The 26,771-nt window shown below is 58.4% G+C and carries 24 protein-coding genes and 1 pseudogene; 9 read left to right on the forward strand and 16 right to left on the reverse strand.

Annotated elements, in window-relative coordinates; translation table 11 throughout:
- Positions 1-23 precede the first annotated feature (23 nt).
- Both ASF22_RS12145 and ASF22_RS12150 read left to right on the forward strand, forming a co-directional pair.
- The gene (locus ASF22_RS12145) at positions 24-566 is read left to right on the forward strand and encodes a TetR family transcriptional regulator (protein ID WP_056169100.1); all 543 of its coding nucleotides are present in this window, start codon (positions 24-26) and stop codon (positions 564-566) included.
- 1,324 nt (positions 567-1,890) lie between these two features.
- Entirely contained in the window at positions 1,891-4,605 is a 2,715-nt protein-coding gene (locus ASF22_RS12150; RefSeq protein ID WP_156647683.1) for a hypothetical protein, read from the forward strand.
- A 372-nt stretch (positions 4,606-4,977) separates the two neighbouring features.
- Here ASF22_RS12150 and ASF22_RS12155 read toward each other — a convergent pair whose 3' ends face one another.
- The 3 genes from ASF22_RS12155 to ASF22_RS23795 form a co-directional block, all read right to left on the reverse strand.
- Entirely contained in the window at positions 4,978-7,476 is a 2,499-nt protein-coding gene (locus ASF22_RS12155; protein WP_056264596.1) for a CheR family methyltransferase, read from the reverse strand.
- A gap of 91 nt (positions 7,477-7,567) precedes the next feature.
- Positions 7,568-7,819, reverse strand: coding sequence for a hypothetical protein (locus tag ASF22_RS12160; RefSeq protein WP_056264600.1), 252 nt, complete (start codon positions 7,817-7,819; stop codon positions 7,568-7,570).
- Positions 7,820-7,852: 33 nt separating this feature from the next.
- Positions 7,853-7,996: a hypothetical protein gene (locus tag ASF22_RS23795; protein WP_156630122.1), complete on the reverse strand. Its 144-nt coding sequence runs from the start codon at positions 7,994-7,996 to the stop codon at positions 7,853-7,855.
- A 698-nt stretch (positions 7,997-8,694) separates the two neighbouring features.
- On the opposite strand from ASF22_RS23795, the gene ASF22_RS12165 reads away from it, so the two are divergent.
- Together ASF22_RS12165 and ASF22_RS12170 are read left to right on the forward strand one after the other, a co-directional pair.
- A protein-coding gene (locus ASF22_RS12165; protein ID WP_156647684.1) for an IS5 family transposase occupies positions 8,695-9,464 on the forward strand; the annotation gives its coding sequence in 2 pieces (ribosomal slippage) (positions 8,695-9,010 and positions 9,010-9,464; 771 coding nt in all).
- Between the two features lie 162 nt (positions 9,465-9,626).
- Complete coding sequence (locus tag ASF22_RS12170) at positions 9,627-10,541, forward strand: hypothetical protein (protein WP_056264603.1); 915 nt, start codon at positions 9,627-9,629, stop codon at positions 10,539-10,541.
- 43 nt (positions 10,542-10,584) lie between these two features.
- Here ASF22_RS12170 and ASF22_RS23800 read toward each other — a convergent pair whose 3' ends face one another.
- Positions 10,585-11,100: a hypothetical protein gene (locus ASF22_RS23800; RefSeq protein WP_156647686.1), complete on the reverse strand. Its 516-nt coding sequence runs from the start codon at positions 11,098-11,100 to the stop codon at positions 10,585-10,587.
- 52 nt (positions 11,101-11,152) lie between these two features.
- Here ASF22_RS23800 and ASF22_RS23805 point away from each other — a divergent pair, with 52 nt between their 5' ends.
- Positions 11,153-11,605, forward strand: a complete 453-nt coding sequence (locus ASF22_RS23805; RefSeq protein ID WP_156647687.1) for a hypothetical protein — start codon at positions 11,153-11,155, stop codon at positions 11,603-11,605.
- A 53-nt stretch (positions 11,606-11,658) separates the two neighbouring features.
- Positions 11,659-12,558, forward strand: a complete 900-nt coding sequence (locus tag ASF22_RS12175; RefSeq protein WP_056264606.1) for a 3'-5' exonuclease — start codon at positions 11,659-11,661, stop codon at positions 12,556-12,558.
- Positions 12,559-12,583: 25 nt separating this feature from the next.
- Here the strand turns inward: ASF22_RS12175 and ASF22_RS12180 are convergent, their stop codons facing one another.
- On the reverse strand, positions 12,584-13,444 hold the full coding sequence (locus ASF22_RS12180) for a hypothetical protein (RefSeq protein WP_056264610.1): 861 nt from the start codon (positions 13,442-13,444) through the stop codon (positions 12,584-12,586).
- A 228-nt stretch (positions 13,445-13,672) separates the two neighbouring features.
- Here ASF22_RS12180 and ASF22_RS12185 point away from each other — a divergent pair, with 228 nt between their 5' ends.
- The gene (locus tag ASF22_RS12185) at positions 13,673-14,506 is read left to right on the forward strand and encodes a hypothetical protein (RefSeq protein WP_056264613.1); all 834 of its coding nucleotides are present in this window, start codon (positions 13,673-13,675) and stop codon (positions 14,504-14,506) included.
- Between the two features lie 234 nt (positions 14,507-14,740).
- Here the strand turns inward: ASF22_RS12185 and ASF22_RS12190 are convergent, their stop codons facing one another.
- The 9 genes from ASF22_RS12190 to ASF22_RS23080 form a co-directional block, all read right to left on the reverse strand.
- A complete protein-coding gene (locus ASF22_RS12190) occupies positions 14,741-15,205 on the reverse strand; it encodes a hypothetical protein (RefSeq protein ID WP_056264616.1) in 465 nt (154 codons plus the stop codon).
- A 704-nt stretch (positions 15,206-15,909) separates the two neighbouring features.
- Positions 15,910-16,155: a phosphopantetheine-binding protein gene (locus tag ASF22_RS23045; protein ID WP_082483667.1), complete on the reverse strand. Its 246-nt coding sequence runs from the start codon at positions 16,153-16,155 to the stop codon at positions 15,910-15,912.
- A 783-nt stretch (positions 16,156-16,938) separates the two neighbouring features.
- Positions 16,939-17,679 (reverse strand): SDR family oxidoreductase, encoded by a 741-nt coding sequence (locus tag ASF22_RS12195; protein ID WP_082483669.1) that lies wholly within the window; start codon positions 17,677-17,679, stop codon positions 16,939-16,941.
- Positions 17,680-17,688: 9 nt separating this feature from the next.
- Positions 17,689-18,981 (reverse strand): beta-ketoacyl-[acyl-carrier-protein] synthase family protein, encoded by a 1,293-nt coding sequence (locus ASF22_RS23055; protein ID WP_082483670.1) that lies wholly within the window; start codon positions 18,979-18,981, stop codon positions 17,689-17,691.
- On the reverse strand, positions 18,965-19,498 hold the full coding sequence (locus tag ASF22_RS23060; RefSeq protein WP_082483671.1) for a 3-hydroxyacyl-ACP dehydratase FabZ family protein: 534 nt from the start codon (positions 19,496-19,498) through the stop codon (positions 18,965-18,967). The genes ASF22_RS23055 and ASF22_RS23060 overlap by 17 nt, the downstream gene beginning before the upstream one ends.
- On the reverse strand, positions 19,488-20,447 hold the full coding sequence (locus tag ASF22_RS23065; RefSeq protein ID WP_156647688.1) for an ACP S-malonyltransferase: 960 nt from the start codon (positions 20,445-20,447) through the stop codon (positions 19,488-19,490). The genes ASF22_RS23060 and ASF22_RS23065 overlap by 11 nt, the downstream gene beginning before the upstream one ends.
- Positions 20,448-20,474: 27 nt before the next feature.
- Positions 20,475-21,440, reverse strand: coding sequence for a class I SAM-dependent methyltransferase (locus ASF22_RS23070; protein WP_082483673.1), 966 nt, complete (start codon positions 21,438-21,440; stop codon positions 20,475-20,477).
- Complete coding sequence (locus ASF22_RS23075) at positions 21,437-22,528, reverse strand: 2-oxo acid dehydrogenase subunit E2 (RefSeq protein WP_082483674.1); 1,092 nt, start codon at positions 22,526-22,528, stop codon at positions 21,437-21,439. Before ASF22_RS23075 ends, ASF22_RS23070 begins: the two co-directional genes overlap by 4 nt.
- A gap of 1 nt (position 22,529) precedes the next feature.
- On the reverse strand, positions 22,530-24,452 hold the full coding sequence (locus ASF22_RS23080) for an alpha-ketoacid dehydrogenase subunit alpha/beta (protein WP_082483675.1): 1,923 nt from the start codon (positions 24,450-24,452) through the stop codon (positions 22,530-22,532).
- A 704-nt stretch (positions 24,453-25,156) separates the two neighbouring features.
- Between ASF22_RS23080 and ASF22_RS12215 the strand changes: the two genes are divergently transcribed.
- Complete coding sequence (locus ASF22_RS12215) at positions 25,157-25,726, forward strand: site-specific integrase (RefSeq protein WP_056264640.1); 570 nt, start codon at positions 25,157-25,159, stop codon at positions 25,724-25,726.
- A 43-nt stretch (positions 25,727-25,769) separates the two neighbouring features.
- On the opposite strand, the gene ASF22_RS12220 is transcribed toward ASF22_RS12215, so the two are convergent.
- The gene (locus ASF22_RS12220; RefSeq protein WP_056264631.1) at positions 25,770-26,051 is read right to left on the reverse strand and encodes a DUF2312 domain-containing protein; all 282 of its coding nucleotides are present in this window, start codon (positions 26,049-26,051) and stop codon (positions 25,770-25,772) included.
- A 221-nt stretch (positions 26,052-26,272) separates the two neighbouring features.
- On the opposite strand from ASF22_RS12220, the gene ASF22_RS24890 reads away from it, so the two are divergent.
- Complete coding sequence (locus ASF22_RS24890; protein ID WP_244474272.1) at positions 26,273-26,533, forward strand: hypothetical protein; 261 nt, start codon at positions 26,273-26,275, stop codon at positions 26,531-26,533.
- A gap of 151 nt (positions 26,534-26,684) precedes the next feature.
- On the opposite strand, the pseudogene ASF22_RS23810 reads toward ASF22_RS24890, so the two are convergent.
- A pseudogene (locus tag ASF22_RS23810) lies at positions 26,685-26,771 on the reverse strand (IS5/IS1182 family transposase); the annotation flags it as partial.

Below are 26,771 nucleotides of genomic sequence, written 5' to 3' on the forward strand. Positions count from 1 at the left end.
TCGGGTCGTCGAAGGATGAGTGAATGCCGAGAGTTTCGCAGGAGCAGGCCAAGCTGAACCGCCAGCGCGTGGTCGAGGTCGCGGCGGCCCTGTTCCGTGAGCGGGGCCTGCACGGGGTCGGCGTCGCCGACATCATGGCCTCCGCCGGCCTCACCCATGGCGGGTTCTACGGCCAGTTCGCGAACAAGGATGCCCTGGCGGCCGAAGCGTTCGATTCCGCCCTCGCCGAGGATCGGCGCGGGGAGGTGGACGCGATCGTGGCGACTTATCTTTCCCTGGCGCACGTCCGCTCCCCTGGAAAGGGCTGCCCCCTCGCGGCCCTGGCGAACGACGTCTCCCGGGAGGCACCGGGCAGCCCCATCCGGGCGCGGTTCACGCAAGGGGTCGAGCGTCTCGCCTCCATCCTGGCGGACCTGACGCCGAAGGCGTCCCGGGAGCGCCGACGGCAACGTGCCTTGGCGACGCTGGCGACGCTCGTCGGGGCCGTCGTCCTTGCCCGCGCCATCGACGACGAGACCCTGGCGAACGACCTGATCCAGGCGGCACAAGCCGCTGCCACGGCCTGAGACGCATCGGCACACGCCCCCGAACTTTCACGAACGTGATCCGGTCCGGGATCTGCCGCACGGGATCGTCCCGCTCGCAGGAATTTCGCGTGCCCTACGGTGCGACGCGGTGTTGAGGCGCGTCCGATCATCGTTCGAGGTCCGAAGCCGGCCGCGTCGACGCCGACCCGCCTCTCTAAAAAACCCCCGTCCCCTGCGTAGCCGTGGCGATGGCCGAACGGTCGGGGGCGGCTCTCGATGCGATCGGGAACGGACCTCGGATCGCCTTCACGACGGACATGTACAGAAGAGGGCCGGGAAACGAAGAAGCCCCGGACCATCGGTCCAGGGCTTCTAAGCTAAGTCGTTCGCACGACTAAGAAACTTGGTAGCGAGGGAGAGATTTGAACTCCCGACACAAGGATTATGATCTGAGCTAGAGCATGCCTAAGTCATTGATCCAACAGGGGTCGCTGGGAACTGCGCTAGCACTGCGCTAGATAGCAATGATCCATCAGTATGTTGCGTATTTTTCCTCGAGGACGCGTATTGACAGCGCTCGCTTGTTAAGGAATGTTTACAGCAGATCAGCCACGCCAGGGTCATAGGAGCGCCCCGAGTTGGTGTCCAATCGACACCCGTCAACTATTATCGTCGTAGCCATTCGCGGTCGCGATGAGATTGTGTGACAGGCAAAGGGAGTGTGGTTCGGAGTTTAGGGGCAATATACCGCCCTTCGTATCGGTGATAGCGCAAGCGAACCGACTCCGCTGAGGGCAGAAACACCTCAGTACCTCTCGCATATAGCGGGAGGGTGAGTTTCTCGGAGTTACCGAGAGGCTTAGCCTTGATCAGGCGATCTATCGACGTGCAAGGGCACGCGGTGGATCGCCTATGCGTGCGTGCATTGTGTGGCCCCCTGCGTCTTTTGCCCGTCGTCTCTTGCAACGACGTCTGCAGAAAGGCTGCAACATGGCACGACAAGGCATCACGAACGACCCATTCCTAGTTTTTCCAGGCCCGACCTCTTCGGGTTGTGTGGTTTCGGCGATTGGATCGGTTAGATCTACGAATGACGGATCTGTCATTTTGGGTGATCGAGCCAGTAACAGGGCTCTAGTCATCCTTGATCCATCCGACTTCCCGGGTGAACACAAGGACAATCCGAATCTCATCATCCGGGACATCAGCCGTGCTGTGGCACAGCACAACATCGGTCGGAAGGTCGATCTGCCATCTTGGGCTTTGATCGACCTCGACTAACACAATGAGAAGGGGGGCCCGCACGGGCTCCCCTTTTTTGTTGCGCCAGTGCTTGTTCCCTCCCGCTGTTGAGGTCTGCTAAGTGTCTGCGGAAAATGGATTTTTCGAGTGGTGTAAAACTTCCGATGGGGATACAGGAACCGCTACACCACCCGGCGGTCGCTCATCACTCAAGACGCGCCTCCGGGCCTCATCCAAACCCTTCATTTCGCCACCCATTCACATCGCCTGCGGGATCGATGCGGAATGGGTCACGCAGGTCGATGCCGTCACGGGCAAGCCTTACAACCAGATCCTCAGCTACCAATTGGTGCTCAACCATAATGGGCAGCGCGTTGAAATCATCCGATACACCACCGGCAAAACGCGGCGGCACAGACTGACGCTGGAGCGCCTGCTGGAGCTGGGTATTCGGAAGGCGATCAAGGAAGGCGTGCTTCCGGACTGGCCAGAGCGGATTACGGTGTTTTGCCACTTCCTGCGCGCGGATATCACCGCGTTCGACAACTTTTGGCCACGCAAGCGCGAGTTCGATGGCATCGGGCGAACCTTCACAGCTGCCTCGGTGCGCTATGATCTCGACCTAGCGTCGGAAGACCCTGAGCCTTCCAAGCGAAAGAGCGATGAAGGCCGTCGAAACTCCATGAGTCTATGGGCTGGTGGTCGAGGGCGTGCTCCTCGACGCGTGTCCGTGCGCTTCGCTGACACCGTGCTTCTCACACCCGGTCGTGGGAGCCTGGATACGGCGGCCAAGCTGATTGGTATGAGCAAGGTGGTGCTGCCCGAGGGGCGTCGGATTGACCGCATGGATTCTTTCCTCGCGGCTGATCGCGAGGGGTTTGACGCGTACGCTTTGCAGGATGCGCGTATCGCTCTGGAGTATGGGCTCAAGCTTCAGAGTTTGTCCGAGGAGATGGGGCTCAAGCGTTTGCCCTCTTCTCTAGCAGGTTTTGCCATCGCCATAGCTCGACAGGAAATCCAACGAACCGGCCTTTCAATGGAGCAAGCCTTCAGCTTTGAGACGGTCAAGCAAACTATCTACAGTTCCGTCACCGGGAAATTCCGTACCAGTGTCGAGCGGCAGTCCGTTTTCTCTCGTCAGGTGTTCGATGAACTTGCGGCGTTGGGCTATCACGGTGGTCGGGGTGAGGCTTATTCGTTCGGGCCAACTGCGAATGGTGTGTTTTACGATCTCGATCTTCCCGGTGCCTACACCACCGCGATGTGTTTGTTGAAACCGCTGGACTATGCCAACGCGTACATGTCACAGCGCCTTGTTGACTACGAGCCCGATGTGATGGGGGTAGCACAGGTGCGGTTCGCTTTTCCGCCGGGTACTCGGCATCCCAGCCTGCCGGTTCGAAGCGATAGCGGACTGCTGTTTCCGCTTGAGGGCGTGAGCGTTTGCACGGCTTCAGAAATCGCTGCTGCCCGGAATCAGGGGGCCCAGCTAGAAATTCTTCTCGGGGTGATCATCCCTTGGCAGTCGAACGTTCCCATCTTCGAAAGCTTCACGCGCCGCATCCAAACCCAACGGCAACAGGCCGGTAAAGACTCGCTGAAAGGTCTTCTTTTGAAGGAGATTGGCAACAGTCTTTATGGGAAGACCGCTCAAGGCGTACAGATCAAGCGAGCGTTCAATCCTCGGCTAGGCCGTATGGATACGATGCCGCCCTCGGTGATCACATCGCCATGGTTTGCGGCCTTTGTCAGCGGTTTCGTGCGAGCCCTGTTGGGTGAGATCCTGGCTGGGGTGCCCGAGAACCGGACCGTTGTTAGTGCGACCACGGATGGGTTTCTCACGGATGCGACTCGCGAGGAATTGTGTCTCGACCGTGCACTTTGCCGAATCTTCCGGGAGGTGCGCGAACGGTTATTCCCGAATGAGGATGGTCGCCCGCTGGGACCCGAGGACATTCTCGTGGAGAAGCATCGCGTGGCGCAGCCAGTCCTGATGCGGACCCGTGGGGTGTTCACTGGCGCCTTCCTGCCCGGTTGTCCTGATCCGGTGCTGGCCAAGGCCGGTGTAAAGCCCAATGCGCCACGGGACCAGCACAACGACTACATGCTGCGACTGTTTCTGAATCGCGTGCCTGGGCAACAGCATGTCCAAACCTCGCTGATATCCCTGCAGGAGCAGTGGCACACTGAGAGTGATCTCGTAGAGGTGAAGAAGAACCCTCGGTTGAACTTGGAGTACGACTTTAAGCGACGACCGGTGCAAGCGGTGGAGCGTGCCGTACAGGGCCGGATGCACTTGGCTTTTGACAGTGTGCCCTGGCGCAATGTGGCTGAGGCGCGAGAAGCCATCGTACGCTTCAAGTCGTGGAGTCGCGGTCAGGGTAGGCCCGAGGACACGGGGTATGTGCCGGGCAGGCTACTCAAAACGCTGCCCGATTTCATGGCCTGGGAGGCCTACCACACCATGGCCGCGCCCGTGCGTGCGGCTGGCGTGGGCCTGCGTGGCGATGGCCCTCTGGGACACCTCTACCGGCAATTTCTGCGCGCATTGGTTCGCGACGAATGGGGCGTAAGTCTGACTGATCCCGATACCGGTGATCGCCGCACGTATGGGGAAATCGTGCATTGGCTCGTTACGACTGGGTTTCCCGATGCCTGCGTGGATGATCTCAAGAACGCCAAGCGCAGCACAGCTAGGCTGGCCCCGCAGACAATCTACCTCAACGATGATGTGGCGCGGCTGCTCAGGGCTATCGTGGAGCAATACCCCGACTTCGACCTTGACCAGGCCATGCATCCGGATCACCTCATGGAGGCGCAATCCCTATTCTTGTAGTTGAATCTGATGCTCGCCCCCTCTGAGGTCTACAACGGGCTGGGGGCGGGCAATGAACTTTGCGCTGAAGCGGACGTTCCGCCCCCGACCCATCCCGGCCTTACCAAGAGCAATTGGCGCATGCCAAAAGCAGTCATTGGTCGCCAGGATCACAGTTTCGGCTCGGGGCGGTAATCGGATCTTGGCCTACTACCAAAAAGCTGACGTTCCATTTTCGGATTATGCCGGCGACGCTCGCTGCTCTCTTATGGGTGGGGCCAAGCTCTACGAAGCCGTGTCGACGTTCGCTGCTCGTGAGCATGCAACCGTACCCGCGTCACGCCCGCGCAATCGGACCACCAAGGTCCTGAGCGCGGTGCTCAAACCCGTCGGTCATACCTGCTCCAGTAGATTCGTGAAGTTGGCGACGATCCCGGGTGTCCGGCTGCTCTTTCGGGACGAGGCCATTAACCGGACATGGTAGCGGGCGCCGTCTGCGCTCTCGATCGTCCGCTCCGAGGGCCGGCTCGTCGCCAGCACCGTCGGGATCTCGTCCGACAGCCACGTCAGGGGGATCGGCGCCGAGAAGTTACTCAAGGGCCGACCAACGTCGCCCGGCTGCAGGCCGAAGATCTGTGCCGCGGCGGCGGTGAACATGCGGATGTGGAGATCCGGCGTTAGCAGCACGCTAGCGACGTTCATGCCCTCGAACAGCGTGGACTGGTCGTCGCTCATCTGGTCGACGGCCTCGATTTTGGACGTCAGCTCGGCATTCACCGTATGCAGCTCCTCGTTCAGAGACTGCGTCTCCTCCTTCGATGCCTCCAGTTCCTCGTTGGCGGCCTGCATCTCCTCGTTGACGGAGTACAGCTCCTCATTCGAGGATTTGAGCTCCTCAAGGGAGGTCTCGTACTCCTCGATCACCGCCTGGAGCCGTTCGCGCGTCACGCTCAGTTCGCGTTCCAGGCCCTGGAGTGCCGTGTCCCGTTCGTTCGCCTCCAGGGCCTTCTGCCGCTCCTTCACGACAGGCACAGCAGCTTCGTTGAACACGACCAGAAAAAGCGGCTCGCCTGCGCCGGGCGCGTTCAGTGGCTTGACGACCAGGGAGATCGACTGGAGACGGCCATCCGGCAGCTCGACGCCGATGCTGTCGCGTACGACCCGGGTGTTGCCCTCGATCGCCTCGCGCAGAGCCGTTCGGAGATCCAGCCGCAAGCCCTTGCGCGCCATCGCGGCCAGTTCCCGGGTCGGCTGGCCCGGCACGACCTCCAAATGATCGCCGATCCGCGACGAGTAGTGTACGGCTTCGCCCGTCCGCGTCACGACGGCATGGGGCGGCGTGAACTCGGACAGCATCAGCGTCTCGACCGTGTGTCGCAGGGCCGTGTGCGTTGTGGCGTTGCGCCGGTGCGACTGGCCGGTACCTGCGAAGATTGGGGTGTCCAGCCCAGACATCGACGGCAACCGGGCTGGCGGGATCGCGTCGCGAGCCTGGAAGATGCGATTCCGCTTGTCGATCGTCTCGAACAGATCCTCGAAGCGCGTCACGTTCTCGGACATCCCGATGAACAGGTAGCCGCGCGGGCATAGAGCGTAGTGCAGCACCGGCATCAGCTGCTGCTGGGCTTCGACGCCGAGATAAATCATCAGGTTGCGGCAGGAGACGAGATCGAGGCGCGAGAACGGCGGGTCGCGCAGTACGCTGTGCGGGGCGAAGGTGCAGAGGTCACGCACGGCCTTGGCGACCGTTGCGCTGTCACCCTCGACGACGAAGTGCTGCGCGATCCGCTCGGGCGAGACGGCAGATAGGTAGGCCGTCGGGTAGCGGCTGGTCCGGGCCACCGTGAGCGCGCGCTCGTCGATGTCGGTGGCGAAGATCTGCACGCGCGGCGGCTCATCCAGGGTGAGCATGTGCTCGCGCAGGAGGATGGCCAGGGAGTAAACCTCCTCGCCGGTCGAGCAGGCCGGCACCCAGATCCGCACGACATCGTTCGCCGCGCGCTCGTCGAACAGCTTTGGGATTACGTGGGTGGCCAGAGCCTCGAAGGCGGCGGCGTCGCGGAAGAAGTTCGTCACACCGATCAGCAGATCCCGAAACAGCATTCCAACCTCGGCCGGATTGGAACGCAGCAGCTTTAAGTAGCTGTCCGGCCCGGCAGCGCCGACGACGATGATGCGCCGCTGCAGGCGACGTACAAAGGTGCTAGGCTTGTACCCCGAGAAGTCATGGCCGACCTGCGAGCGGAGTATGGCGAAGATCTCGTTGAGTAGCTCAGCGTCAAGCTCCCCCGCGACCGCCTCGGCCTGCGCATCCGGCACGGCGGCGATGTGCGCGGCGATCCGGTCGCCCATCCGTACAGCCGTCTCGCCGAAATCGATGAAGCCGGTGCGCAGCGAGCTGAGCGGCATGTCGGCGGTCTCGGGGCCGTCGCCATCCGCGGTCTGGGCCAAGGTCAGGCCACCTCGCTCCTTGATCACCTTGATGCCGATAGCGCCGTCTCCGTCGCCGCCGGACAGGATCACGCCGACCGCACGATCTCCCTGGTCGAGAGCCAAGGCAGTCAGGAAGATGTCGATCGGCTTGGTCTCTCGGCCCTCCCCGAGCGGCGTCAACGTCAGCCGACCGTCCACGATGCCCATGACGAAACCGGCCGGCATGACGTAGACGCGGCCAGGTCGGACCGACACACCATCGGTAGCAGGCTCGACCTCCAGATGCGTGAACCCGGCAAGCACGTCCGGTAGCAGGCTCTTATGCTCCCGGTTGAGATGCGTGACGACGATGAAGGCCGCCTCCAGCGTTGCCGGCAGCCCACGGAAGAAGCCCCGCATCGCCTCGATGCCGCCCGCGGACGCACCGATGCCGACGATCGGGAAGTGGTCCTTGTTCATCACTGCGTCCTGAGCCTTCGGATCAATGCCGCGCCATTCGTCGACCTCAGCTTCATGCGTTCTCGCCCAATGTCGAAGATGGCCGCGCGGATCAGCCGTCGTTCGTGGCTTCCTGCACGACGTAGGCGAGGCAGCGGGCTCGTGCCTCGGGGCTCTTCAGCCGCACGAACAAACGCATCAGCGCCATCACTTCGGAGAGTTGATCCAGCCCCGCCAGGGCGGTTTCTGTGTCCGGTGCCTCATCCGGGTAGGCTGTCTGAAAGGTCGCGACAGGAACACCCAGAGACTGGGCGATGCGGTCTAGCATAACGAGGTAGTCGCCCTTCGGATCGTCACCGTTCATCGTGGCTTTCCGCTGATCCCTGCGCCGCGTCGATCAATGCATGGCGATCCCGGCCGCCCGCGGTCCCATCTCGCAAACGATGCGATGCCCGACATGATGGAGCACGCGAGCGAGGAGCAGGCGGGTCTGGGTGTCGGACTCGTCTTCCGCGGCCTCGTAGGCTTCGATGAGAGACATCACCAACTTATTCGAGGGGCCGGGGTCGCCGCTGTCGCGGGATGCTTGCGGCCCTACGGCGGTTTGCTCACGCGAGCGCCGGACCAGTTCGCGCGAGGTCTGGAGCGTCCGCCGTGTCTCTTCGGCCGCCGCGCGCAATTCACGGGCAACCTCAAGGCAGCGACCTGCGTGTACGCGGTCCATCAAGAGCGCTCCAATTTCCGATACAAGCCCACACGTAGATCACTTTGGTGCGATCGCGAGAAAGTGCACCTAATTCCTAAGATTTGCAATCCGGAGACCGATTTCGACGGCGGTTGGGAGGAGCATACGTCGGCACCTGATGCACGTCGCGCATTCTGTTATTTTCGTATAAATTGGGAAACCTTATCAGGCAAACTCAATCACTATGAATTTATCCACCAAGGTGCAGGGAGGTGAGCCCTCCGAACTTTTGTGAGGGAGGCGCAAACGGGCGCAACGATGGCCAGCGCTTTCAGCAAATCGCGCTTGAAAGCGGACCAGCTTCAATCCACCCGACCCGGACGTTGAGCGTCTTCTACCAAGCTTCCCCCAAGCGGACCTTCCGAGGGTTCACGACGAGCCGCAAGCGTTTCTTCCTAGTAAATGTCAGCTTCAGATTTCGATAACTAGGGCCTGTCATCGCCTGAACGGATTGCCGGGGCTCGCGTTTTCATCTTTCTGAGGTAGGAGGGATGATGCTGAGCGACGCGCAATGGTCTGAACTGGAGCCCCTGGTTGAGGCCTGCCGGCCCAAGGCCAAGACGCCGCCGCAGGACCTGCAACGCATGCTCTCGGCCATCCTTTGGCGGCATCAGAACGGGGCGAAATGGCGGGCCATTCCGGAGGATCTGGGTCCCTGGTGGCGGGCCGCCCAGATCTTCATCCGCTGGGCGCGTGCCGGCGTTTGGGAGCGGCTCCTCAGCTTGGTGCAGGAGCGAGGCGTCCAACTTGGCATGGTGTTCCTCGACGGCACGAACGTGCGGGCACACCAGAAGGCGGCGGGGGCTGCCAAAAGGGGGGATCTGGGGCCGAGCGAGACACTCGTGAGGCTCTTGGCCGCTCGCGTGGTGGCTATGGCACCAAGGCCTGCGTGATCGCGGACGGCAGCGGACGGGCCATCGCCTTCCGACTGGCGCCCGGACAGGCTCATGAACTGCCCCACGCCGTTCCCCTGCTCGACCAGTTGCCGGGTGTACCCAAATGGGTGGTGGGGGATCGCGGCTACACCAGCCACGCCTTCCGTGAGCACATCTGGGACATCGGCGCACGGCCTGCGATCCCAACTCAGCGCTACGAGGCACCCGTCGCCTGCCCGGATTGGATCTACAACAACCGCAATCAGGTCGAGCGCTTCTGGGCCAGGCTCAAGGAATGGCGCGCCATCGCCACCCGATACGAGAAAACCGCCGCCAGCTTCATCGGCGTCCTCTGCCTCGCGGCCGCCCTCGACTGGCTCAAGCGATGACACGCCCTAGTGGTCCGATTAATTGATCTGTACAGGCGTATGACCCGTCAGGCGTGAGACTGGCGGGTCATATGTTTCCGCCAACCCCGTTGGTGGATTTCACCCTGTGAATGACCGGATCGGACATGGCTAAATACCTCAGGCGAAACTGAGGAGCACCCGATGTCGTATGAGAGGATGAGAGAATTCCGTGCCGCGCTGATCCGAGTGTTCGAGCCATGGGAGCGGCGTCAGATCCGATGGCTGAGTCCGGGTATGCAGGCACAACGGGCGCAGGTGTTGGCAGCGCTGGGCATGATGAACCCTCTGTACGAGAGGATGGCTGCCTGCGGTGATATGGACGAAAACCGCAACAACATGCGGGTGTGCGGGGTACCGCTGTGCCCGAGGTGCTTTCTACGTCGCCGAGGCAAGGAAACGGGCCGGGCACTGGGGCATGCGTTTGCCGGGGTGGCCAATGATCAGCTGGCGTTCCTAACGCTGCTGCTGGAGCCCACGCTGGACCTGAGCAGGGTGGACCCCGCCATCGCTGCGACCAAGCGACGAATCCGGAACATGATCGCGTATCAACGGGGGCAGAACCCGCGCTGGAATGCCGTGCAGTTGACGGGGTGGTGGGAGATGGACCGGGACGACTACGGGGATCTCACCGGGTTCGGCCGGAACAAGCGGCTCGCCATGCAGGGGTTGGGATGGCCGCTGTTCGCGAAAAGTCACGAGAGCACGGTGTGGCGACCGCATCTGCACGGGATCGTTGGTTTGGGTGAAGTGACGGCGCAGGAGTTCGCTGATGCGTTGAGAGCCAGGGGGCATGGTGCGCCCTACCAGGTGAACGTGAAGCCGTTCGATCGCGACCGGAGCGTGGTGAGGAACATCAAAGGGGTGATCCGATACGCATTGAAATTCCGCATTGAACGGGACTTCAAAGGCGCAAGCCAGGAAAACTGTGTTGCCACAAGGGGTTTGGGATTTGTTCGTAGTTGGTGGAGTCAAGAGGACATACGTGAGTACGTGGAGTGGTTGATGTGTAAGAGAAGTGGGTTTGAGAGATTGAGGTTCGTAGTTCGTGCGTTGTGACAGTCAGTACTTTTACATACATGATACTAACTGGTTGGTTTACTCAAAGCTGCGGTCCATGTTCTGGAGATTGCCATGTATTAAAAAATTCCCAAACATCTTCCCAAAGTAAGGCTGCCGCGAACCGACCCGCTCCGCCCCATAGCCAGCTTTCTTGCAGATAAAGTATTGATCGAACTTTTCTCCGATTGGATGTTCCGTCGAGGAAGTTCCGCTTGAAGGATTCTGGATCGATCCCTGCGTCCCAGTCTGAGAATAATTCTTCGAGGATTAGGCAAATAGGCGTCCAGCCATATGTGACGCCAAGAACATACTTGAGCTCAAAGAGACTAACGGTGTTTCGCTTCGGGGAGGTATCAATTACAATAGATCGATTTGGGTTTATTCCCCCTGCTTGCAGCATTTCTCTATTGGAAACGGCCCAAGGACCCTCGCATTCATGATGGGTCCGTTTCCATGCTTTCTGGATTAGGCCATTACCTGCTAGTTTTATTGGTTGTCGATTGAGATAACGATGCTCGTTACCCGCATCTTCTATTTCGTATGTATAAAACGGCATAAGTCATTTCCCCGGTTAATTTGCGCTGTAGGGAAGGCTTTGAAGACTGTTTGTGCCGAAGGCAAATTTTTTCACCATGGAAATGCCTTATACCATTGCTCCATCTTCTAGGTATCAACTTTTTAGTACCCTGCCTGGTATTGCCTTATTCCCTGAGAATAGGTGGTCAATGGCAAGCGTAATCGAACTTCTAAACAGACTGGATGCGGCTGGTCTCCTTGGGATATCCGCCAAAGGTCAGCGAGTCCTAAAAATAACAGGCGATCGTTGCGATGAGATAGAGCAATCTATGCTTGCGCAGGGCTATGGATTTGGCGCAATATTTGTCCGCGATGGTGCTGAGATTGTCATGATATGTCTGATGGTTCCTGAGTATGGCGTTCAGCAAGCAGATGGCGATGTATTCAATAAAGCATTCATGCGCTTCAAACTCGCAGAGCAAATTCTATTTGATAGCTGGCTTATCCCAGCAGGTTTCAAGGCTGTCCCAGGTGGATATTATTAACCAAATATCTACGGGTGCACTGGACCCAAGGGCACTGCCGGAGAGGAACGTTTTTGAACCAGCCTCTCGATAGCATCGCTGCAGTGCTCGAAGCCACTGGCGACTACCGCGTGCTGCGTCGGTTGGAGCCCCTGATAGCGTGCTCGGATGCGCTCGACGAGCCCACCTTCATTGGCTTGATCCTCGACACCGAGACCACTGGCACCGACTGCGTCGCGGATGAGGTGATCGAATTGGGCATCCTCAAATTCGAGTATGGCGCCAGCGGCCGTATCTACCGTCTGCTGGAGACCTTCAATCAGCTTCATCAACCGGCAAAACCCATCCCTGCCGAGATTACCCGGATCACCGGTATCACCGACGCCGATGTGGCCGGGCAGCGCATCAATGACGCCGCTGTGCAGGCCCTGGCAGCCGACGCCGCCGTGGTGATCGCGCACAATGCCAGCTTTGATCGTCAGATGTGCGAAGCTCGCTGGCCGGTGTTCACGGAGAAAAACTGGGCCTGCTCTTGCCATCAGATCCCGTGGCGGGCGGAGGGGCATGAAGGCATGAAACTGGGCTACCTACTGATCGACTACGGGTTTTTTCATAAGGGCCACCGGGCGATTGATGATTGCCACGCCCTCATGGCTCTGCTGGCGCAACCGCTACAGGCCTCTGGAAGGCTGGCCCTGTCGGCCCTGCTTGAAACTGCCCGCCGGCCCACTGTTCGTCTATGGGCGCAAGGAGCCCCGTTCGAGTCCAAGGACACTCTGAAACGACGCAGCTTCCGGTGGAGCGGCACGCGGCGGTGTTGGTATTCAGATTGCGACGAGGCGCAGCTGGAGATTGAGCGGGTCTTCCTGGAGCAGGAAGTGTTTGGGCGTGCAATGCCCGATCTCCCGACCGACCGGATCACAGCACGTGACCGATATTCCGTACGCACCAACCCGGAGGCTCCGGCAGTGTGAAGCGGCGACCCTGTTGACGCGCTGGTCAATGGCTCCACGAAGCCTCTTTCACGGCGCAGCTTGTGATGCTGCGACCGGCAAAAAGCTGGGTGTTGTAGAGGGTTATTCGCTGCTCAGGTGGCACGCGATAGCTGGTGCCGTCCGCGTACAGAGGGATCACCCGCAGATCCTGCTTGTGAGGGCGGCTGCCACTCGCAGCGTTCAGGACCCAGCAGGAAAAACTGACCCGTGTGAGGTTGGCATCACCGCGCGTGTTGGTGACATTGAACACGTAGCGGTTGTCCCTATCCTTGGCGAAGGTGAACGCGGGTTTGAATTCGGGGTCCGCGTAGAAATCGGCGGAGCCAATGCTACAGGTGGTGAGCGTCATGATCATGCCGGGTTCCCACAGGATTCCGTCACTCGTCAGCAACCGCTGCTCCACCCCCTCACCGGGTGCCAGCCATCCGCCAGCACCGACGGAGATCTCTCGCACCCGCTGGCTGGGCTTGCCATTGGCGTATGCCGGCGTGCAGCGGACCATGGCCAGGCGCAGCCAGTCCCGGGCATGCCGATTGATGATGCGCCCATACAGGTGAGATCCCTCGATCCGGGTCTCCAGACCCACGGGGGCATCAGCGCCGTAGTGCTGGAAGGCTCCGCTGGGTTTGATCTCCCCCTGCAGGATGCGCTCGCTGTAGCCCATGGCCAGGGGGAGCGCTCCCACCACCAGCAGTATGAGGGTGGAACTGCCGAGCACGCCGGCCACGAGAATGAGAAAGCCCGCGCCGAACACCAACGCGCCGAGGATGATGAACTCGTACAGGTAGGGGGCGAATGGATCGAGGCCCGAGTACCATGCCGCAAGCGTGCCAATGGCCGTGCTGGTGAGCCAGAGCCTCCGCATCGGTTACCCTCGCATGCCCTGGGGGATCAGATGGGCACGGCCACACCTCCCTATGCGCCCTCCCCCGGAGCGACAGCTGTCATCCTGCGCCCAGGAAGCCCCAGCACCGGCGGGCATCGAGTTCAGCACTCCTGCAGCACGAAAGCCCTTCGATTGCGCGGGTGAGCGTTCTGAAGCAGCGCTGAAAGCCCTGGCCACGACCGCCGGTGCGGTGGCACATATTCTCGTATGACGACGCTCACCCACCCGCCGGTCTGGAGCCTTCTCACGCACGCCAGCTTGGATGCTTTGTTGGATCGCCCGGGCAGGGGAATGCCGGAGGTGATCGCAATTGATGCCGGCGGGGATGCCGCGATGGCCGCGCCGCTGGTCGCGACCACGCGTCAGATGATCGAGCGAGCTCAGGCTCACACCGGCCTCACGCTCACTGCCACGGGGGCGCTGTGCCGCGCCGACGTTCGTGCGATGTTCGATGCCATGAGCTGGCCCGACTATGACAAGGCCCAGGTGCTCGTAATGAACAAAGTGCTCAACGAGATCGACGTGATGCCCGTGGAGGCCACCCGGCTCATCGCTCAGACCGCCAAGCTGATGCGCAAGCGGGAGAAGCGCCTGCTCGTGACCAAAGCCGGTGTGGCCCTGGGCCGTGAGGAGCAGGCCAGTGAGCTGTTCCGCTGCCTGTTCCAGACGGTGTTCTGGAGGATCAACCTCGGATATTTCGACCGCGTGCCCGTGGAGGCCTGGCCGCAGAACCACATCGGCATCGTGCTGTGGTGCTTGTCCCTGATGTCGCCGGAGTGGGTCGCTCGCGAGGACCTGATGCGCAGCTGCACCGTGTGGGACCCTGCGCTGGACCAAGGCCCGGCGGATTTCGCGGGCTATGCATTCGAGAGCCGGGTGCTGCGGCCACTCACGTGGTTGGGTCTTTTCGAAACGCAGTTGGTTGGTGATAAGAGCGCCCCCTCGTGGCGGCGTGATCGGCAATACCGAAAAGCTCCGTTGTTCGATCAGGCTATCCGCTTCCGCGTGGATCTCACCAAACCATTGGGTCTCGCGCACTGACCAGCGGCCGGGAATGGGCTGCGAAGGCCATTGGTGGTCTCGCGAGCAATGGATCTCGCATTTCTGCACCCAAGCTGCTGGCCACGATATCGGCGCGCCTAAGCTCTTGAGAATACGCTCATAAAAACCGGCAGAACGCAGTCTTTGGTGGCAGGCGCGGTGAACCCGCCGTGCGTGCCATACGGAGTGGTGAGCGGCACGATCAACCATGCCGCTCACCGCCACCGCTAGCGCTCAAGCTGCCCGGGGCTTGCGGCGCTCCGCCATCATCAGCCCGCGTGCCTCGGCAGCGGTGGCGATCTGCGCGTCCAGCTCCCCCGCGCGAACCGCCTCGATCAGCGTATCGATGACCGACTGCAGCTTGTCCAAGGTGCCCACTTCCACCGCTTGCTTGCCCTTGGCCAGCTCCAGCGGCTTGCCGGCCACTCGGGCCGCGAAATGCACGGTGCCCGTGCCGTCCTCGAACCAACCCTTGCGCATTCGGCGGCTCACCTCCACACGAACCCGTTCGCCTGCTTCGTTCTTGCGGCTTACGAGGTTCTTGGGCGGCGTGTAGAGTTCCCCGGCCACTACCGCGCTGGCAAAGGCCCGCTGATCGGCCAAGCTGCCTAGCAGCTTGTCACGAGCACGTGCCAGTGGATCGTTGGCCGTGGCGACGGGGGCGGCATTGCTGAGCTTGAGGGTCTTAAGCACCGACATCTGCATCTCCGATGGAGCCTCTGTGGCCCTCATGCCGAAACGCTACTACCGTTATCCCGTAGTTCAACCTCAGATTGACATCGGATTATCTGGTTCAGGGTCATCGTGGTGTTCCGATCGCTCAACCTATTCGTGATTTGCGTGTCAAATTAACGACCATAATCAACGGATTTCAGCCAATCTGCCTTTGAGCGTTAAACTTGAAAAGCTCACGTCCGACGTCCGGCAGGATCGAGTCGTGTGCTCCCTGTCTATCTAAGGACCGGCATTGCAATGAAACGGACGTTCAATTTCTCACGCTTCCGGCCTGTGAATGTCATCCCTATGCTACTGCCAAGATCGACGATAGGGGGATCCAAATGGAACGACAAACCAAACTTCCAGCAGTACCAAGCGTCGCTGGACCCTGCGGTGCGACGGTCTCTCCATTGGGGGACGACCGTTCACGCCATCCCGTTACATGAAAAAAGTTACTGCTCGCGGTGGAACCCGCATGCACATTCAGGTCAGCACGAGCCACCTCTAAAGCAACACGTACCTTCGGTTTAAACTTTTCAAGTAGCGCTTATTATCTGGGATGGGGGGCGCTATAGGTGTCAGTTCAGTTGCTCAATGAGCAACCGAACTGACACTTACGGAGATCTTAACCTCTTATGCGATAAAATATATCAAATCATATATCGGCATGATGACGGCTAAGTTCGCTATTTGGCGCCCGAATTTATGAGCAAGTCAACTAAGGCGTCTACGGTCTTAATGGTGCTCAGTTCTGATCGAGGAATTTTTACCTTTAGCTCGCGCATCATTGCAGATACGAGTTCCACAAGATCCAAGCTTGACGCTCCGTATTCTTGTAATGACTTAGACGAATCAATCGATCCTGGGTCGAGGTCTGGGATGATTTCTGACGCTTTCGTCTTTACAAGATCAAGAATCTCTTGGCGATCCATCGTTCGTCTCCGTTAGGATGGTTACGTTAGGAAAAGGAGTATCCCCGGTCCGCAGTTATCACTTGCCCAGAGACGGCATCCATGTACCCGCTACACAATGCGACAACAACGTTGGCTACATCACGAGGCTGCATAAGTGGGCCACGTAAGCGTGCTTTGATGGTTTCGATGTGCTCTAGACCCAATGTGGCCTCAAGCGATGCAGTGTGCACCATACCAGCCCGTACTACATTCACTTTTGTACCCTGCGGTGCATAGTGATGGGCAAGGTACTTGGCGATTGTCTCAAGAACGGCTTTAGCACAAGCTACAAGGTCGTAACCCGGAATGAAGTGATCCGGTCCATGCGACGAGAGGCCTATGACATACTCAGGCAGAGCGCCAAACTCAGACAAAATAGCTTGACTATAACTGACTATTGGCCAAGCGCTATACTCGATTCCGGACAAAAGTCCGCGACGAGTATACTCTTCCGGCCCTGACGTAACTTGGCCGAAGGCGACGTTGGATACCAAGACGTCGACTGCGCTAAGCTCTCGCTTTAAATCACGAACAAGCCGTAGCGTATCCTCGTCTCGACCAGCATCCGCTTCGACGATTAAGGGTTCCGCAGCGCCATTGTCAGCGAACAGTTTTCTAATCTCGGCGTCGTCGGCCGATCCCCAACGATGCGTAAGGACGCATCGAGCACCGAGCCGGCCAAACGCTAAGCCCGTCGCTAAACCTATACCCTGTGTACCGCCTGTGATCAGCACAGCTCGCTCTTTGAAGTCTGCAGGCATGTCACGGAATCCAGTTCATGCCGCCGGTCAGGAAAACTTCCTGACCATTCACGAAGGACGCAGCATCCGAGGCAAGGTAGTCCACCATTCCGAAAACTTCTCCGAGGTCGCCCTCTCGGCGCGCTGGGCAAAGCGATTTCCACGTCTTGCGATTATCTTCACTCGCATCCTTCAGCGACATACCCCCCGCGAGCATGCCGAGAACGAGCACATTGCTTGTGATGCCCCTCGACCCATACTCCCGTGCCAACGTCCCAGACAAGCCGGCGAGTCCCGCTTTGCTCGCCGCATAGCAGATCTGTCCAGTCGCACCGTTGCTAGCGACAGAGGACATGTGGATGAAGCGGCCTCGGCGTTGCCCGAGGAAGCAGGGTAATAATTGCCGAGAGAGATAAAATGGCCCCGACAAGTTCGTGTCTAGAACTTCCTTCCAATCCTCGTCGCTGACTGACATCGCTAAGCCGTTGCGATTAACTCCCGCATTGTTGATCAGCACATCGACTCCGTCGAACTTATCGATGATGTACGAGCACACGTCTTCGACCATGGCGGGATCACGCTGATCAAGCTTCACAGCAACGCAAACGCCAGAAGGATGAAGCTGGCGCGCTTCGCTTTCAACTTCCGCGGCGGCCGCTTCATCGGCTAGAAATGTGAACGCGACAGAATGACCAGCCTCGACCAAATCTAGTACAAGCCTACGGCCAAGCCCTCGAGATCCTCCGGTGACTAGGTACTTCAAAAAAACCTCCTAAACCGCGGTGTTTCGAACCAAAATAGACGCATTCAGCCCCCCAAACCCAAAAGTATTCTTCAAGAAGTGTTGAACTGGCCAGGTGACGGAACTATTCGCGCATACGTCGAGATCGATTTCAGAGTCAGGCTCATCGACATTTATAGTTGGATGCAACCGGCTAGCTCGCATTTGAAGGATAGCGCCAATCAATTCAACGATAGCTGAGCCACTCATAGTATGGCCTGTCATAGATTTTGTAGCATTAAGCTTAAGTTGGTTGGCATGATCGGCAAAGACGCGCTTAACAGCGCGAATTTCCGCGATGTCGCCTAGCGGCGTCGACGTGAAGTGCCCGTTGATATAGTCGATCTGGCTCGGCGAGACACCGCAGGCTTCGAGAACGCGGGTCATAGCTCTAACCTCGCCTTCTTCAGATGGTGTCGGTAGATAGCTTCCGTCGATACATGTTTCGACACCGAGCACTTCGGCGTAGATCTGGGCGCCTCTTCGCTCCGCGTGGCTAGCTTCCTCGATCACAATGGCGCCGCCGCCGTGCGCCGGCACGAAACCTTCGCGGCGTCTATCAAAAGGTCGGCTCGCTTTCTCCGGGCAGTCATTGAAGCTGTCTTGACTAATTGCGCCGATCAGCGCCATGGCGTGCATATCCATGGGTGCGAAATCCCAAACTGCACCCACAACGACCGCGGCGGGCGCGTCGTGCCACCTGATTTCATCCACCGCCGCGCGCAAGGCATAGGCACCCGTGGCGCACGCTGCGCCTACGAGCATCCCTGAGCCGCGTAGTCTGAGAGCGTCAGAGACGCATCCTATGTGTGTGGTGTCGTGTGAATGGATGGCATAGAGCGCGTCGATGTAATCTGGTTCTTCCTCAAACGTCTGCTGATTGGCGACGCGGTACCTGTTCTGTATGTTTTGTCCTCCAACGATCGCGCAAACGCGATCCGCGTCAATGTCACTACCAAATAATGAGGCGTCTCGCCATGCGTCTAAAGCTAAGAGGACTGAAAGACTCACCGACCAAGGCGCTTTAGCGATGATTTTACGCGACCGTTCTATGTAGTCTAGCGGAACACCGCTATCCGCGAGCGCGGCAAGCCTTGATTTGATGTTATAATCACCAAGGTCTCCGCCTATTTTGCTATAGATCCTGCTTGCGTCGAAGCTTTTCCATTTTGAGATCGCGGATTGTCCGGCAAGTAGCGCGTCCAGGTAACCAGTCAAGGAGTCTGATAGCGGCGTATTGACCGCCATACCAGTGACTACGACGCGCTTAGGAACTAGCGACATAGAACTCTCCCACGGTTAGGCAGCATAGGAGACCCTTCGCCCAGACTTGACCAACGAATGTACAAGTAATAGAATCTAATTCAAGAATAGCTACTTGAACTTCAAGGGTGTAACCCGGCCGGACAATGTGAAAGAAGGAAGCGTGGTGCAGGCGGGTAGCTCTAATCTGCGGAGTCGCCCCGATTTCTTCGTCCTGTTGATACAAAAGATTAGCGAGACAGACTGCTGTTTGACCAGCGGTTTCGACAAGCAGGACCCCGGGGTAGACCGGATCGCCGGGAAAATGTCCCTCGAAAATCGGATTGTCCCGCCTAACGACGTATTCTGCGCGAAGCCGCTGACCCAGCAGATCCGCTTCGAGAATTTTGTCGACGAGCAGGAAGGGATCGCGGTGGGGGAGCAAATCCGTGACAGGTCCCACGTCTATGCAATAGTTGTTGGCTGCGTCGCTTGCATGCGGCCAGATCTGCACGTTACGGGTTCGCCGAACGACTGCAATGACATGCTCAGGCCGCATGCGCCATATCCTTCAGAGCTACAGCGATTGCGGCGAAATCAGGCGCAGCTCCACTCTCACCATCAGTTTTTAGCTTCCTGTTAGAAACCCATTTCGACTGAAGGAGATTGTACAGGACGCGGCGCGGTCCAACTTCAATGAATACGGCATCAGGGTGCCGCGCCACGACCGCCTCAACCGATTGGCGCCAGAGCACGGGGCTATGAACGTGTGCCGTGAGGAGTTCAGTCAGAACCGCGGGCGAAGGATCCTCAATCGGAACCGCTGTCACGTTCGACAGGTAGAAGCCGCGCGCTTGACGCCAAGCCCCCCGCGCTAGGTGTTCACCGAACTTTTGTGCCACTCCGACGAACAGGCTCGAGTGCATTGGGATGTTGTGATCAATCACAACGCCCTGAACAAAGTATTCATCCTCCAAAATTTCGAGTGCGGCTTCGACGCCCTGTCGTGTTCCAGAGATTACATGCTGCGACGGCGAATTTTGATTTGAGATTTCGACTAGGCCAGCCTGCTGAGCTTTCGCAATGACAACCGATAAATCCTCTAGCGACAACGGGCCGACTGCGGCCATAAGTCCGGCCGGTCCGCAGTCGTATGCCTCCCCACGGTTAGCGACTAGCCGCAGAGCGTCTCCGAAAGAGAGCGCGCCAATTTCAACGAGGTGATTGTACTCGCCCAAGCTTAAACCAAGCGACGCCTTCGCATGGACTCCGTGAACGTTTAGCATCCGTGCATGAATATGGTTAGCTACGAATATTCCCGTTTGAACGTCGCGATTTGATTGGAAGAGCGTTGCACTCTCTGGGTTGAAACGCCGACGAATATCATCGTGCAAGACCTCCGATGCCTCGTCGAGGATATGACGACAATCACCCCCCATTTTCTCAAATTTTGAGAGCAGTGCGGGGCACTTTGACGACTGCCCAGGAAACATAAATACGACAGTCACGCGCCCCTCCAATTTATCAAGATGTCGTTAGGCTGACTTTTCGATGCGTAAATAACCGATCTCGTCGAGGTCGCTACGATACGTGATCGAGGAAATCTCATGGATCGGTATCTCGGTTGCGAAATCGCGAATTTGATGTTCGTCCCGGTATATAAGCCACCAATCCATGAGGGCTTCCATTGCGCCTGCGCCCAACGTCGAAGTGAGAAAATTGGGGATGATCAGCACACCATTGGGTTTCACCATCTCGAAAAGGCAGCGAGATACGCGGCGCGCCACGTCTTGCGGCAGGTAGTCGTACAAGCCAGCCGCGTAGACTAAGTCGAAGTGACCGATATCGTTGTCCATAGCCAAAAGACTGAAGGCCGATCCGCATAGGGTTTCTAAACCCGTGATGTGAGCGAAACGGTTTTTCGCAAAGGTGAGGCTTAACTCATCCTGGTCAAGGCCAACAATTCGGCAGGATTGACTGTTGAACTGAGTACGACACAATGCTAATTCTTGAAAATGACCGCAGGCAACGGCCAGCACAGAACCACCGGATGAACTATTTCCCACGGCGTCTATCTCGGCGGCGAAGAACTCACGTCGCCTTCTAACTGCTTCAGCCGGGCGCATGTTTACGAAGGGGTTGCAGTAGGTCTCGCCCGCTTCAGTGTCGGTGCGAAGATATTCAGCAGGGATCGGCTCGCGGTAAATAAAGTCTATAAGCACAGCGTCGCCTGGGTAACCGCGTGGCTTCAAGTAGCAGTGACGGACGAAAGGGCTTTGGTGTACCAAGGCTAATATCGGATGCTCCCTTGCGACGGAGATGCACCTTCGCCACCGGCTCTCCTCCATAGTGGCGCGAATGGACGCGAGCTCGCTGAATAGAAGATGCGACGCCTCTTCTACCGAGTTCAATTTGAACAGATCACCTGCTCGATTCAGGCAATCGTCAATGGCAGAAGCTTCTGCTGCTCCGTCAGGCGTAACGGCAGTTCCACTGGTCATCTTACTGCCTCGCTCAATTCGTCGAAGGCCGACTCATCAGCCGACAAGAAGTCGACAATGTCGGCTAGGAAATGGGCCGCTGTGGCGCCGTTGATGAGGGCGTGATCGAATCCGAGAACTAGTCGGCAGGAGCGCTTCCAAACGATCTCGTCCTTGTCGCCGCGATCCGGTACCCACTCGGGAGCCCCAATGAACAGGGTTGCCACACTGGGCAAGACCACCGCGGGCGTGGCGCTGATCACCCCGAACGTGGACATGTCGCTGATGATCAATGATACATTTGTGGCCGAAGCCAATCCCTCGGTGTTCGCGACAGCTGCCCGCATATCTGAGACCAAGGCCTGTAAATCTCGGGCGTCAGCGGCCAGCAGGGGCACAGTAGCAAGTTCGCCTTCCGGCAGCGCGACCGCAATGCCGAGGTTGGCCTGGAGACCTATCTGGTATCCACCCTGACGCGATCGAAGCGCTCGAAATTGGGGGTGGGCGACCATGCTCCTCGCGGTGGCCCAGGCAACAAGTTCCAATCCGCTCGGCTTGAGTTGTAAGCTCCTTGCTCTGCGTAATTTTTCCACACCGGACCAGTTGAGTTTCATTTCGATAGTAGCATGTGGGACAGACAGCGACTCATGGAGCAGTCGAGCGATAGCGCTCTGACGCGCCGTGAGGACGTGCTTGGGTGGGTGTGCTCCTCCTAGGACGTCCTCTCCCTCACCTTCAATGATCGCTCGATTTGGCTGTCTCCTTTGGCCTGTCCGGACCTGATCGCTTCGTCCAATAAGAACAGAGAATGGATGCTCTGCCAGCCTGTTCGTGTTGAGGTCGCGCTCGTGCTTCGGCGTCTGCTCCTCGGCGGTGCCAATAGCGATCATGGGGGTGCCAACGCGGAGTACGTCGCCTGGCCGGCAAAGTATCTCCCTGAGCGTCCCTGATTCGGGGCTCTCGATAGTCAGCGTCGCTTTGTCGGTTTCGACTTCCGCTAACGGCTGATCCTTAGCCACGGTGTCGTTCAGATCCGCAAGCAATTGAACGACACGAACTTCCTCGATGCCCTCGCCCAGCCGGGGCACGGCGACCACTACCCGCCTCATGTTAATGCTCCATAACGCGTTTCACCGCGTGAAGGATGTCAATGACGCTTGGGAGTACAGCTGCCTCAAGCGCAACGTGGAAGCCGACGTGTACGTCGCCGCGAGACACGTGTTGAGGCGGGGCGAACATCGCGTCCCAGGTCTTTGCATCACCCATAAGTTCCGTGATAATATTCTGCCCGAAGCTACAGGTCCGATTATCTTCCTGCACTACGATGAGACGACCGGTTCTGCGGACACTTGCGTGGATAGTTTTCCAGTCGCAAGGAACAATAGAACGAAGATCGATGACCTCGACGCTTATGTTTTGGAATGAAGCAATCCGTGCTGTTTCGATTGCCAGCTCTACTGTGTTGCCCCAGGCTAGGATGGTGACCTCGTCGCCGGGGACACAGACTCGCGCTTCTCCAATCCGCAACGGATCATCTCCGGCAACAGGCTGACGTATGCGAAGGAGGTGCTTGGGTACGAGGAATAGAACGGGATCATCGCCATAGGCCGAGGCACGTAGCATCGCGGCGGCGTCAGTAGGCGTACTAGGCATCACTACCTGGAGACCTGGCGCATGAGCGAACCAAGCCTCATTGGTCTGACTGTGCCAGGGACCACCCGAGGGAAGATATGCTCCGCAGGGAGCAATAATCGTCAATGGGCACGACCACTTACCTACCGTCCGCCATCTCAACGTGGCAATCTGATTTACAATTTGGTTGAACGCAGGACCGACAAAATCGATGAACTGAAGCTCCACGACGGGGCGGAAGCCCGCAATGGCGAGTCCAGCGGCGGCCCCGGCAATCGTCGCCTCAGCTAAAGGTGAGTTGAAGACGCGCTGCGGATATCGCGTTGAAAGACCTTTGGTTAGCCCAAATACTCCTCCTTTAGGATCCTCCACATCTTCGCCAAACAGCAAAATGCGGTCGTCTGTATCGAGCATGCTGCCTAGCGTTTCGTTGATCGCCTGTAGCATCGTGGCGCTGCTGCTTGGCTTCAAGCTTGGAGTAAACTCCCGAAGAGGTCGAGCAGAGAAAGTGTGCTCGAAAGCAGTCAAAGGATCGGGATCGGCGGCACAGAAAGCATCTTCATAATCTTTATCGATACAATGCGCGGCATCGCTAATTTCTGAGTTGCACTGCTCGCGAGTGAGGGTGCCTGCCTCAATAAGCTGACGGCTCAAAGCTTTGATTGGGTCGCGCTCTTCTGCGAGAGCCAGTTCCTCGGGCGTCCGATAGACTCTATGGTCGTCTGACAAAGTATGAGAGTAAAGCCTGTCGACCTCCGCCCAGACGACAGTAGGACCTCTACCAGATCTCGCTTTCCGGGCCGCATTTTCGAACGCTCTGTCGACGGCGCTCGTCTCCCGGCCATCAACATTGACGCAATGTTCGCTGGATAAGCTCTTCAGAGTATAAGGATTAAGTTTTTTAGTTGGAGTGCTGATTCCGTATCCGTTATCTTCTACAAGAAATATTATCGGCAGCCTCAGCTGGATAGCGAACGAAATAGCCTCGTAATACTCTCCCTCGCGCGTTGTAGCGTCGCCAAGGCTGCAAACGACTAAGTTCGAAGAACCATCGAGTTGCAGGGCCCACGCGACGCCCGCCGCAGGAAGGCACTGCATCCCTGTTGGAGATCCACACGAAACGACATTTCGTGCCCGATCACTGAAGTGACTGGACAACTGCCTTCCACCGCAGCTTGACTCGGCTTTCGCAAAAAAGGCCAGCGCAAGTTCCCGATTCGGGACGCCGAGAGCCAACATGATTGCGCGGTCGCGATAATGCGGGAAGACATAATCGCCCGGTCGGATATGCCTTACCAATGCGGCGAGAGCTTCATGGCCTGCGCCCGGTAGCTGAAACGCCGCCTTACCTTGACGAAAATATATACCCTCGCGGCGATCGCCCGCACGCGAGGCCGCCATGAGCCGCAAAAGCTCTAATGTCAATGTTTCACCCAATTCTAAGTATGTTGGAATCGGAGCCTAAGGGTGTTCTGCAATGAGAGCAGCGCCATCCTATGTTTTTTGCGCAGATTCGCCGACAGCAATGGCAGCTTAGCTTACAAGAGTTGGCGCGAGCTGTTCATTTTTGGCGGATTTGATCCTGTAAAGGTTAGTCGGCGGCGCAATAGCAAAACTCATCTGATTACCCCTTTACAGCTCGGCAGAGCAGGTTTGGATGCTCGCTCAATGCACTCTTCTGGGGCAGCTTAACCGATCATAAATCCTGTTGGGTAGTGCAAATTTAGCACTTGGATCCCGTTTCTTCTCGTCGGTTAACGCATGGAATTTATCAATATTTCAGGCTGAGATCACAAATAGAAAATATAATTTAGTTTTTTTATTATCTGTCATTTCTCTGATAAACAGTTGCTGATATATATCTCAGCTAACTACGTCGTACGGTTGCGGGAGCATAATTGTTACCGCAGATGCGTCCGGTGGCTGTGCGGGCACAACAAAAAGGTGAGCTGCAGGCCAACCCATAACATCACAAAAGCTGTGTTTGATGATGTTTGATATCAAGCTAAGTCCTTGCTGTTGCTGATTTTGTTCCAGGCCTCGCCCTTTCAGGCAATTGGAAACAGCATGCTTTGTCGCTGATCCGCACAAAGCATGAGGTTCTAATGAAGCAGGCTAGGGTGCCTACCGAGGCGGAGTTCCGGCGGCTTGCAGCGGTGGTGAGTCAGGGCAAATACGGGCCTCGCAACCGAATGGCCCTCATGCTGAGCTACTTGGCCGGGCTACGCGTGGGAGAGATTGCATCCCTCAGGTGGGGTGACCTCGTCGAGGGCGACGGGAAGGTTCGCGAGCAACTGCGGCTCAGCGCGGCCGTCACCAAGGGGGGCCACGCGCGAGTGGTGTTCCTGAACGTTCGGCTCCGCAAGGAGGTGGAGCAGTACCGAAGCAGCCTCGCTCAGCCCCCTACCCTGCTGCAGCCGGTGCTGATCACTCAGAAGCGCTCGGCGTTCAGCGCGAACACGCTGTGTCAGCTTATGCGAGGCTGGTACGACCTAGCGGGTTTAGATGGCGGATCGAGCCACAGTGGCCGGCGATGGTTCATCACGCGCCTGGCCCACGCCGGTATCTCGCCCAAGGCCATTATGATGCTCGCCGGGCACCGCCATCTCTCGACCACGCAGCGCTACATCGACGTCAACGATGAGATGATGCGCGCTGCCGTGGAAATCCTCTGACCCCCACGGCAGCTTATCGCTCGGTAATGTTCTCGACTGCCGCTCAGGCCGCCTCCGCCATTGGAGCCGGGCTGGGAGCATCCATCGCGCGCATGTAGACGTCGGGGAGCGTCTCGTGCTCGTCCCGCTCGTCCTGATCCAGCTTGCGCAGCTTGAGAATCTCCTTGAGGATCTTCACGTCCAGGCCCTCGCCCTTGGCCTCCAGGAAGATTTCCTTCTTGGCTTCCATGAGGTCCTTGATCTCTTCCTCAACCTTCTCCACGCGCTCGATGATCGAGCGGATACGGTCGCCGGCAATCCCAACGGTGTCGATGGTGTCGGACATGCTGTCTCTTCAGCGAATGCAGGCCCGCAACCTCGCGGGTTTGGGTAAGCGAGAGGTTAAGGTGAGGCATCGGATGCGCGTAGATTCACCGGCCAGAAGGGAGACGTCGCGCGCTGCTGTCGTTGCGGTTCGAACCTCGGCTGTTACATGGCTTTGACTCCTAGGCGATAGGGTTGCGCAAGGCTGACTCACGCAGGCGCTCCGTTCGGGGCCGACTTTGGTTGGAACGGATCATCAACGTGAGCCTGCGGTGGATCTTCGTGACGGCGGGCGGGATCCTGGCCGGTTTGGCTCTGATCAACGCCTCCGCTCAGCATCGTGGCCGGCAAGATCGAAGTGTGTATTTGGGCCGGCTCGCAGCCAGGCAGGTTCGAGTCAACGGCCGGACCATGCATGCCCGCGTCTCGATTGACGCCGTACCGGATGACCGCCTGCCCGTGATCCTGGTGCACGGGCTTAGAATGTCGAGCCGCTACATATGACCCCGCTCTTGAGATATCTCGCCCCTCATTTCCGGGGTTACGCGCCAGACCTGCCTGAATTCGGCGCTAGCGAAAAGCCTCGACAAGCGCTTACGGTTCGCGAACTCACGGATGTAGAACACTGACGCTGCCTTAGAGTCCGTCCGATAAGTCATGACGCTCGGCCCAGCCTTCGGACGAGGATCATGATGGCGGCGGCGTAGAGGAAGGCCTGAGCTGAGGCGAGGGTCGCTTCCGG

Source organism: Methylobacterium sp. Leaf87 (assembly GCF_001422775.1).
Classification (GTDB): domain Bacteria; phylum Pseudomonadota; class Alphaproteobacteria; order Rhizobiales; family Beijerinckiaceae; genus Methylobacterium.